The sequence below is a fragment of the Terrabacter sp. FW104-15G4B genome (assembly GCF_058790095.1).
The window spans coordinates 1-9,613 of sequence record NZ_JBYTCI010000055.1 but is presented as its reverse complement, the minus strand read 5'-3'; the positions used below and the strand labels follow the sequence as shown (position 1 = coordinate 9,613).

Sequence of the window (9,613 nt, the reverse complement as noted above, 5' to 3'; positions counted from 1 at the left end):
GGGCAGAGCTCATCGGGAGCCGGGCGGCCGGAGGGCTCGCCTGTTCCACCACCGCCACCGGGGGTCTCGTCCTGCGACTTGCGGCCACCCGGCCCATGCTTTCGTCGGGCGGGTGGGCCAGCCACCCGAGTGACCCGATCGTTAGGGTCCTGTGGCGTGACCGAGATCCAGGGGGACGGTGCGGCTGGGCGCGAGGGTGGCCTGCGCGCGATCGCCCTGTCGGCATACGGCCCGACCCTCCTCGGCTCGACCGGCGCGGGCGCGGTCTCGCCGATCATCGCCGTGTCCGCGCGTGAGCTCGGAGCCTCCATCGGTGTGGCCGCGCTGCTCGTGGCGATGCTGGGCGTCGGCCAGCTGCTCGGCGACCTGCCGTCGGGGGCCCTGGCCGCACGCATCGGTGAGCGTCGGGCCCTGCTCGTGGCCGCCGTCGTCGAGGCCGTCGGCATGCTCGTCGCAGCGCTCGCCGGCGGCCTGGTCATGCTCTTCGTCGGGGTGCTCGTGATCGGCTTGGCCGGGTCGCTCTTCGGCCTGGCCCGGCAGGCCTACCTGACCGAGGCGGTGCCCGTCGCCATGCGTGCTCGGGCGCTCTCGACGCTCGGCGGGGTGAACCGCATCGGCTACTTCGTCGGACCGTTCATCGGCTCTTTCGTCATCTCCCGTGGGGGCACGGAGGCGGCGTATGCCGTGGGCGGGGTCGCGAGCCTCGCGGCGTTCGTCCTCGTGCTCTTCGCCCCCGACATCACCGGGTCCGCGCACCGCCTTACAGGCGGTGGCGCGCCCCGCAGCGTCTCCTCGGTGCTGCTGCAGCACCGGCACGTCCTGCTGACCCTGGGTACCGGGGCCATGTGCGTGGCCGGCGCGCGCGCCGTCCGGGAGGCGCTGGTGCCGCTGTGGGCGGAGTCTGTCGGCTTCTCGCCGGCCCAGACGTCGCTCGTCTTCGGGGTGGCGGGCGCCCTCGACATGGTGCTCTTCTACCCCTCGGGGTGGCTGATGGACCGCTACGGCCGGGTCGCCGCCGCGGTGCCCAGCATGCTCGTGCTCGGACTCGGCATGGCGCTGCTGCCGCTCGCGACCAGCCTCGTGGCAGTGACCGCGGCCGCGACCGTGCTCGGCGTCGGCAACGGCCTCGGGGCCGGGCTCATCATGACGCTCGGGGCGGACGCCTCGCCCGCGGACGGCCGGGCCCAGTTCCTCGGTGGGTGGCGCCTGTGCGCCGACCTGGGAAGGGCGGGGGGCCCTCTGGTGTTGTCAGGGCTGAGCGCCGTCGTCTCGCTGGGCGCCGCGTCGGTCCTCCTGGGCCTGGGCGCCGTCGCCGGGGCGGGCTGGCTGCGCGTCTGGGTGCCTCGCCACGACCCGACCCGCAGGCCGGCGCCCGACGGCGGTCCGTGACCGTCCTCCGACTCTGAGAAGGTATGACAGTGACGGACCTGATCGACACCACCGAGATGTACCTGCGCACCATCTTCGAGCTCGAGGAGGAGGGCATCGTCCCTCTGCGCGCACGCATCGCCGAGCGGTTGGGGCACTCGGGTCCCACGGTGTCGCAGACGGTGGCCCGGATGGAGCGCGACGGGCTCGTCGCCGTGTCCGGTGACCGCCACCTCGAGCTGTCCGACCACGGTCGGCTGCTCGCGACGCGCGTCATGCGCAAGCACCGGCTGGCCGAGCGGCTGCTCGTCGACGTGATCGGTCTCGAGTGGGAGTACGCCCACGACGAGGCGTGCCGCTGGGAGCACGTCATGTCCGAGAAGGTCGAGCGCAAGATCCTCGGCCTCATCGGCGAGGGCCTCGAGTCGCCGTACGGCAACCCCATCCCGGGGCTCGAGGAGCTCGGCGTGCACCAGGACGAGGACTTCCTCACCGGCCTCACCACGCTGAGCGCGGTCGTCGGCGGCGTGCCCGCCGTCGTGACCATCCGGCGCATCGGCGAGCCGGTGCAGGTCGACCCCGAGGCGCTCGCGTTGCTGACGAGCGCAGGGGTCGTGCCGGGCGCGCGGGTCGAGGTGGTCCGTGAGGACGGCCGCGTCCTCGCCGTCCGGGAGGGGAGCGAGCCCTCCACCGGGGTCTCGCTGCCCGACGACGTCGCGGTGCACGTCTTCTGCCAGGCCGCCTGAGCCGCAGCCGCTGTGGTGGTTCGCCACCTCGGGATGACGCCGTTCGTCACTGCTTGCCATGCCTTGACCGGGCTTTTCCGTCACTTGCCCGAGCCTCTCCGAGAATTTGCACAATTCGGGAACTCGGAGGTGACAACGCCCATCCCTTTGGGTACGGTTGGCCCCACTTGCTCTCCCCGTCGAGTGAGTGCCCCGGGTCGGACCGCCTAGTCCTGCCATCGACCTGAGGCTCAGTACGAACCGCATGGCAGGAGCGGGGGAACCACTTTCTCCGGGCGTCGAGAGACGCCCTCGGGGTGAAGCCCTCCGTGGACCGAACCTGGTCCGAGCGAAGGCCGGGCAGTACCTCCAGCCCGAACCCGACAGCTCACCTCGTAGGCGTCGAGAGGTCAAACGTGGCTCAGAACGTTCCCGGGCGCCACCGCGCCCCCGGTCGCTTCAACGCGATGTCGGAGCTCAAGACGATCGCCAAGGAGTCTGCTCAGCCCGCCGTGAAGGGCGCCGCGATCGTCGCGGCCTCGGGTGGTCTGGTCGCCTCGTTCGCCGGCACGGCCAACGCCGCCGACGGGTCGAGCAGCAGCAACGTCGTCGCAGCTCCCGCCGCCGTCGGTCCCGCCGCAGGCGCCCTGAAGGCCGGCAACGCCCTGTCGGCCATCGGCTACGCCAAGCCCGCGTCCGCGCAGGCCACGGTCAAGCCGGTCGTCATCGAGGACATCCAGGTCAAGACCCAGCGCGCCGAGAAGAAGGCCGCCGAGGAGGCGGCTGCAAAGGCCGCCGACGAGGCGGCCTCGCAGCGCCAGACGGCGAGCCAGCGCGTGTCGCGGTCCACCTCGACGCCCCGCGCGGCGATCAACCCCGCGCCGGCGCCCACCGCCAGCGGCATCGTGGGCATCGCCCAGTCCTTCTTCGGTGTGCCCTACGTCTACGGCGGCTCGTCGCCCTCCGGCTTCGACTGCTCGGGCTTCACCTCGTACGTCTACCGCCAGGCCGGCATCTCCATCCCGCGCACCGCGTCCGCGCAGCAGTCGGCCGCGACCCGCGTCAGCAGCCCGAGCCCCGGCGACCTCGTCTTCTTCGGCTCGCCGGCCTACCACGTGGGCATCTACGTCAGCCCGGGCCGGATGATCGACGCCCAGCGCCCCGGCACCGTGATCGGCAACCACTCGATCTGGACCACGCCGTCGGGCTACGGCCGATTCTGAGCCGTCACCTCTCACGCCACCTCACGATGCCCCCGCCGATCCGGCGGGGGCATCGTGCGTTCCCGGCTCGGTCGGCGAGCGTCGTTGCGTGCGTGGTTGACTGAGACGATGACCGACCAGCCAGCCGCGGAATCCACGACCCTCATCGAGCTCGACCTCTGGAGCGACCTGGTCTGCCCCTACTCGTGGGTGGCCAAGCGACGCATCGAGGCGGCGGTCGGTGCCTTCGAGCGCCCGCACGACGTCACGCTGCGTCTGCGGTCGTTCGAGCTCTACCCGGACGTCCCCGTCGGTGGAGGGGTGCCCGTCAGCGAGCACCTGTCGGTGCGGCACGGCGGCGACGCGGGCACCGGGCGGCTGATGAACGCCAAGGCCAGCGAGACGGCGCAGGCCGACGACCTCGTCTTCGACTGGGACCGGGCGGTGCGGGCCAACAGCTTCGACGCCCACCGCCTCTGCGCCCTCGCCGGCGAGATGGGAGGGCCGGCCCTGCGGTCGGCTGCCGTGGAGCGCTTCCACTCCGCCCACTTCGGCGAGGGCCTGCCCATCGACGACCACGAGGTGCTGCAGCGGCTCTCGGCGGAGTGCGGCCTCGACGAGCGGCGCGTCTCGGCCGTGCTCGCCTCCGACGCCTACGCCGAGCAGGTGCGCGCCGACGAGCGGGAGGCTCGAGCCATGGGCGTCACGTCGACACCCTTCGTGCTCGCCAACGGGTATGCCGCCGTGTCCGGTGCGCGGCCCGTCGAGGACTACCTCGCCCTGCTGCGCGGCGTCGCGACGGAGACCGTCTGACTTCAGCCCGTCCCCGGGGGCCATTGCGCAGCAGGGGCGCCCGCCGTGCCGTCGAGCTCGGCTGCCGGCCCGTCGACGCCGGATGGCTCCCGGGGCTTGGCGAGGGGAGCGGTCGCGGGCGGCAGGGCGGCATACGCACGCCCGACGTCCGGGAGGTCGGGGACGGCCTCGTCGACGGTGATCACCTGGGTCAGCCGGGTGAGCTCGAGGACCGCGCGGATCGGCGCATCCGGGGGCACCACGAGCCGCAGGTCCTGGCGTCGGTCTCGCAGGCGCTGCGCGAGGCGGAAGAGCGAGGCGATGGCGGCGCTGTCGAGGTAGCGCGTGCCGCTCAGGTCGAGGACCACGAGGGTCACGTCAGCGGGCACGGCGGGCGCGAGGGCGTCGGTGAGCTCCCGGGCGTTCGAGAGGTCGAGCTCGCCGGTGACGCGGGCGACGTGGACCGTGCCGGCGTGGGCTGTCTCGAGCGTCGCCAGCTCACCCATCAGCTCGCTCCCGGCCCACGCGCCGGCGCAGGCGCACCACCGTGCCAGCGGCGGTGCTCTGCACCTCGACGTCATCGACCAGGCCCTTCATCAGCTGCAGGCCCCACCCGCCACCGCGGTCGGCGGGTGGTCGCCACCGGCCGGTGTCGCGGACGACGAGCTCGAGGACGTCCTCGTGGAGGCGTGCCTCGACGAGGAGGTCGCCTGGCGCCTCCTGCCCGCTGTAGGCGTGCTGCACGACGTTGGCGCAGGCCTCGCCGCAGGCGACGAGCACGTCGTTGGTCACCGGATCGGGCGTGCCCGACTCCTGCAGCCACCGCCGCAGAGCGCTGCGCACCTGCACGAGGTTGCGGGCCTCCGCCGGCAGCTGCACGTCCAGCTCGCCGTCGACCGCCGGGTCGGGCCGCATCACCAGGAGAGCGACGTCGTCCTCGACGTGGTCCTCGTCCAGGAACGTCGAGAGCAGCCGGTCGCAGAGGGCGTCGAGGGCGTCGTCGACCAGGCCGGCGCGAGCCTCCCGGTCGAGCCGTTCGAGGCCATGGGTGAGCGACACGCCACGCCGCTCGACCAGGCCGTCGGTGTAGAGCAGCAGGGTTGCACCGGGCGCCAGGTCGCAGCCGGCCTCGGTGTATGACCCCTCGGCGGTGACGCCAACGGGCGGCGCCAGTGCGCCGAGCAGGAACGAGCCATCCCCTTCCCCGAAGGTCAGCGCGGGTGGGTGGCCGGCGTTGCTCCACCGAAGGTGCCGGGTGGCCGGGTCGTAGACGAAGTAGACGAGCGTCACCATCTCCGGCACGGGCAGCTTGGCCACCAGCTGGTGGACTCCCCGCATCACCGCCGCCGGGGAGGGGTCCTGCAGCGCGTAGGCCCTCAACGCCATCCGGACCTGCACCATGGTGGCGGCGGCCTGGAGCCCGTGGCCGGCCACGTCGCCGATGGCGAGGCCGACCCTGCCGCCCGGGAGCTGGACGACGTCGTACCAGTCGCCGCCGACCTGCACGTCTGCCGTGGCGGGGACGTAGCGCGCCGCGAACGCGAGGCCGGGCACGTCGGGTAGGCGGTCCGGCAGGAGGCTGCGTTGCAGGGTCGCGGCGATCTGGTGCTCACGCCGGGCCCGCGCCTCCTCGTGGCTCAGCAGGTCCTGGGCCTGTGAGCGCTCCCGGATCTCCGTGACCAGGCGGACGTTGGCCGCCGTGAGCTGCGCCGTGCGCTGCTCGACGCGCCGTTCGAGATCGGTGGCGGCTGCCGTGAGGGCGGCTGCGGCCCGGAGCCGCTCACTGACGAGGGCGGCGAGGAAGAAGGACGTGAGGGCGACGCACACGTTGTAGGACTGCAGGATCAGCATCTGGCCGAACAGCGACCTGCCCGCGAACGGCCCGTGCTGCTGCGCGGCCGCCCACGACGCGAGGACCGAGGCGATGAGGGCTGCCGGTGCAGCGCCCCGCAGCTGGAGTCGCCACGCTGCCCAGCCGAGGGCGGGCAGCGTGGGGAACAGGAAGGGAAGCCCGGTGGCGACGGCGATCAGGATGACGACGGTGGCCACGACCATGATGAGCCCGGCCTCGAGCCACCGCTGCGCAGGCCAGCGTGGTTGCTCCCGGAAGAGGGGCAGGCACAGCAAGAACGGCGTGACGGCGAGCACGCCCATCGCGTCGCCCGTCCACCACACGGCCCAGGCGGTCGGCAGCTGGGCTCTGGGAATGGAGCCGGACGCGAGGAGGGTGGACGAGCCGATCGTCGCGCTGACGAGCATGCTGGCCAGGGCGCCGACGAACACGATCGCGACGGCGTCGCGATGGCGGTCGAGCTCGCGACGGAAGCCGACCCGGCGCAGCAGGGTTGCGGCGAGGACCGGCGCGAGGGTGTTGCCGACGGTGATCGCGGCGGCGGCCAACGGCGTGGTGCTGATCGGCAGGTTCACCACGAACGCCGCCACGGCGATCGCCGGCCAGTAGGACCGTCCGAGGACGACGAGCGCCGCAACCGCCACACCGGACGGCGGCCAGAGCGGCGTGACGTCGTTGCCGACGAGGGACAGGCCCAGACCGAGGCGGGCGCCGAGGTAGTAGGCCACGGCGATCCCTGCGAGGCGCACCAGGCGGTGCGTTCGGGAGGCCACAGCGGGCATGACGGCAGTGGGTGAGGTCTCGATCGCCCCCACGTCTGCCATCATCGTCGGGAGCAGCCCCGCCACCCACGCCCCGCCATGGCACGAACTCTAGGAGTATGCCGCGCCCCTGACGAGCCCTTGGTCCACCCCTTCTGCGGCGGGCGGGGTTCCGTCCCGCCTCCGCAGCATCCCTAACGGGTGTTCCTGGCCGCGCCGTCGCCCTGCAGTCTCGGCAGGAGCTCGTTGTCGAGGAGTGACATGGCCGATGCGATCGCCATGTGCATGTCGAGGTAGAGGTAGCTGCCGAGCCGGCCACCGAACCAGACGTTCTCCTCCTGCCGGGCCAGCTCACGGTACCGGGCCAGCCGGTCCCGGTCCTGGGGGCCGTTGACCGGGTAGTACGGCTCGTCCACGGTGTCGGCCGTGCGGGAGTACTCCCGGACGACGACGGTGCGGTCCCGGGGGTAGTCACGCTCCGGGTGGAAGTGTCGGAACTCGTGGATCCTCGTCCACGGCACGTCCTCGTCGGCGTAGTTCATGACCGGAGTCCCCTGGAAGTCGCCGACGTCGAGCACCTCCTGCTCGAAGTCCAGCGTGCGCCACGACAGCGGGCCCTCGCAGTAGTCGAAGTACCGGTCGAGGGGGCCGGTGTAGACCACGGGTATGCCGTCCGGCAGGTCGTCGCGCACGTCGAAGTAGTCGGTGTCGAGCCGCACGTCCACGAGCGGCGACTCCGCCATCCGGGTCAGCCACGCGGCATACCCGTCGGTCGGCAGCCCCTCGTAGGAGTCGGTGAAGTAGCGGTTCTCGAAGGTGTAGCGGACCGGCAGGCGGGTGATGATTTCCGGGCTGAGCTCACGAGGGTCGAGCTGCCACTGCTTGGCGGTGTAGCCACGGACGAACGCCTCGTAGAGGGGGCGACCGATGAGCGAGATCGCCTTCTCCTCGAGGTTGTCCGGCTCGCCGTCGAGGCCCTCCTGCGCCTGCTCGCGGATCAGCTCGCGGGCCTGAGTGGGGTTCAGGTGCCGGCCGAAGTACTCGCAGACCGTGCCGAGGTTGATCGGCAGCGGATAGACGCGGTCCTTGAAGACGCTGAACACGCGGTGCTGGTAGCCGGTGAAGGACGTGAAGCGGTTGACGTACTCCCACACCCGCTCGTTGGAGGTGTGGAAGAGGTGCGCGCCGTAGCGGTGCACCTCGATGCCGGTGGTCGGCTCCTGCTCGGACCACGCGTTGCCGCCGAGGTGACTTCGCTTCTCCAGGACCAGGACCCGCTTGCCGGTGGTGCGGGCGACCGTCTCGGCCACCGTGAGGCCGAAGAAGCCGGAGCCGACCACGACGAGGGAGACGGGGGCGTTCTGCGCGGTCACCACTGCACCGCCTCGGACGTCTCGCAGGGGGCCGGGATGTGGCACGTCGGGCACCTACCGTCGCCGTCCCCGGTCGCCGGGTGCAGCCGCTGGACCGCGGACATGCGGGCCAGCAGGGGCGCCCGGAGGAAGGGGGTGGCCGAGCTCACCGCGGCCTCGGCAAGCACGGGGACCCCTGGGCCAGTCAGCCGCAGGCCGCCCAGGGCAGCATCCTGGAGGCCGGCCGTGGCGGCGCTGACGCCGAACCCGTGGGCCTCCTCGAGGGAGGCCGCGAGGCTCGTCAGCTCTGCGGCCCTCATGCCTGGGCCTGCCTGACGCGAGCTGCGGTGCCGTCGGCCATGAGCTTGCTCATCCGCTCGGCGATGACGTCCCACTCGTGGTCCTCGCTGATCCGTCGGACCCGGCGGTCCCGCTCCGTCCTGGCGTGCCCGATGACGTGGCGGGCGGCCGCCGCGAAGCCGGGACCGTCGTCGGCGAAGTGCACGACGTTCTCGTAGTCGGCGACGACGTCGGCCACCCGGGTGGACACGACCGGCAGCCCCGCCGCGAGGTACTCGAGCGTCTTGGTGGGACTGATCGAGCGGGTGGCCTCGTTGAGGGCGAAGGGCATGAGGGCGACGTCGAAGCCGGCCATCACCTCGGGCAGGTCCTCGTAGCGGGCCCAGCCGGGGAACTCGAGGTTGTCGGCCCGGGGGAGGTCCGCCTCCTCGATCTTGGTGACCGGGCCCACCACCTGGATCGTCCAGTCCGGCAGCGCAGCGGCGAGGTCGGCGACCAGATCGAGGTCGACGCGCTCGTCGATCACGCCCACGTAGCCGGCGACCGGGCATTCGCGCTCGACGCGGAGCGCGCGGGATCGCGCGTAGTGGGTGGTCTCGACGCCGCTCGGGAAGAGGTGGCAGGGGCCGGTGCGGTGCTGGGCGACGGAGCGGTAGAGGGAGCGGCCGCCGGCGAAGACGACGTCGGCCTCCTTCAGGGTGCGGCGCTGGCGCAGCACGAGGCCCCCGGGGGCACCGAGGAAGGAGGCGAGGTCGTCCATGACGTCGTAGTAGAGCCGGGACGGCGAGAGCTCCTCGGCGACGTCGAGCGCCATCGGGGTGTAGAGCAGCACCTCCGGCTCGCGGACGCCCGCCTCCTCGAGGGCCGCGCCGAGCAGCCGGCCGTAGCCGCCGGCCCCCGGGGCGTCGAAGCCGGGGTCCTCACCCTGGCCCATGCCGTGGGGCAGGACGAGGTAGGCCCTCGTCAGCCCGTCGACCTGCTCGGTGCGCAGCTCGGGGGCGTCCACGTCACCGTAGACCGGCTCCTCGACGAACCAGGTCTGGGCGCCGTCGGCCGCACGCCGTGCCGCGAAGCGCGACACGAGGTGCTGCGGGCGCTGCCACACCCAGATCCACCGCAGGTGCGACAGGACGACGAGGTCGGCCTGCTTGGATGCGGACGGGGAGGAGGTGGCGGTCACTCGGGGGGACGGCGATGCTGCGGGTGTGGCCATGGAGGCTTCCTTCTCTGCGGGGACGGGAATGGCGGCGGGGGTCTCGCT

9 protein-coding genes and 1 riboswitch are annotated in these 9,613 nt (G+C 72.4%); of the genes, 4 read left to right on the top strand and 5 right to left on the bottom strand.

All coding sequences use genetic code 11. The annotated features are described in order from the left end of the window. Positions 1–156 precede the first annotated feature (156 nt). From AC3WRT_RS20360 to AC3WRT_RS20345, 4 genes are all read left to right on the top strand, one after another. Positions 157–1,389 (top strand): MFS transporter, encoded by a 1,233-nt coding sequence (locus AC3WRT_RS20360; protein ID WP_492725193.1) that lies wholly within the window; start codon positions 157–159, stop codon positions 1,387–1,389. A 29-nt stretch (positions 1,390–1,418) separates the two neighbouring features. After that, on the top strand, positions 1,419–2,114 hold the full coding sequence (locus AC3WRT_RS20355) for an iron-dependent transcriptional repressor DtxR (RefSeq protein WP_492725191.1): 696 nt from the start codon (positions 1,419–1,421) through the stop codon (positions 2,112–2,114). A 217-nt stretch (positions 2,115–2,331) separates the two neighbouring features. After that, positions 2,332–2,507: riboswitch (cyclic di-AMP (ydaO/yuaA leader) on the top strand. Positions 2,508–2,509: 2 nt separating this feature from the next. Then, a complete protein-coding gene (locus tag AC3WRT_RS20350; RefSeq protein WP_492725189.1) occupies positions 2,510–3,316 on the top strand; it encodes a C40 family peptidase in 807 nt (268 codons plus the stop codon). 108 nt (positions 3,317–3,424) lie between these two features. Beyond that, the gene (locus tag AC3WRT_RS20345; RefSeq protein WP_492725187.1) at positions 3,425–4,108 is read left to right on the top strand and encodes a DsbA family oxidoreductase; all 684 of its coding nucleotides are present in this window, start codon (positions 3,425–3,427) and stop codon (positions 4,106–4,108) included. A gap of 2 nt (positions 4,109–4,110) precedes the next feature. Here the strand turns inward: AC3WRT_RS20345 and AC3WRT_RS20340 are convergent, their stop codons facing one another. The 5 genes from AC3WRT_RS20340 to AC3WRT_RS20320 all read right to left on the bottom strand — a co-directional run. Then, positions 4,111–4,593, bottom strand: a complete 483-nt coding sequence (locus tag AC3WRT_RS20340) for an STAS domain-containing protein (RefSeq protein WP_492725185.1) — start codon at positions 4,591–4,593, stop codon at positions 4,111–4,113. Next, positions 4,586–6,754: a SpoIIE family protein phosphatase gene (locus AC3WRT_RS20335; protein WP_492725183.1), complete on the bottom strand. Its 2,169-nt coding sequence runs from the start codon at positions 6,752–6,754 to the stop codon at positions 4,586–4,588. The genes AC3WRT_RS20340 and AC3WRT_RS20335 overlap by 8 nt, the downstream gene beginning before the upstream one ends. 140 nt (positions 6,755–6,894) lie before the next feature. Further along, positions 6,895–8,073: a UDP-galactopyranose mutase gene (gene glf / locus AC3WRT_RS20330; RefSeq protein WP_492725181.1), complete on the bottom strand. Its 1,179-nt coding sequence runs from the start codon at positions 8,071–8,073 to the stop codon at positions 6,895–6,897. Beyond that, complete coding sequence (locus AC3WRT_RS20325) at positions 8,070–8,372, bottom strand: hypothetical protein (RefSeq protein WP_492725180.1); 303 nt, start codon at positions 8,370–8,372, stop codon at positions 8,070–8,072. The genes glf and AC3WRT_RS20325 overlap by 4 nt, the downstream gene beginning before the upstream one ends. Then, positions 8,369–9,613, bottom strand: a 1,245-nt coding sequence (locus AC3WRT_RS20320; protein WP_492725178.1) for a glycosyltransferase, incomplete at its 5' end; no start/stop codon positions are given. The genes AC3WRT_RS20320 and AC3WRT_RS20325, both read right to left, overlap by 4 nt.

Bases quoted from the DNA above. Each gene is read 5' to 3' on its own strand.
- AC3WRT_RS20325 (WP_492725180.1), bottom strand. From the start codon at position 8,372: ATGAGGGCCGCAGAGCTGACGAGCCTCGCGGCCTCCCTCGAGGAGGCC.
- AC3WRT_RS20345 (WP_492725187.1), top strand. From the start codon at position 3,425: ATGACCGACCAGCCAGCCGCGGAATCCACGACCCTCATCGAGCTCGAC.
- AC3WRT_RS20340 (WP_492725185.1), bottom strand. From the start codon at position 4,593: ATGGGTGAGCTGGCGACGCTCGAGACAGCCCACGCCGGCACGGTCCAC.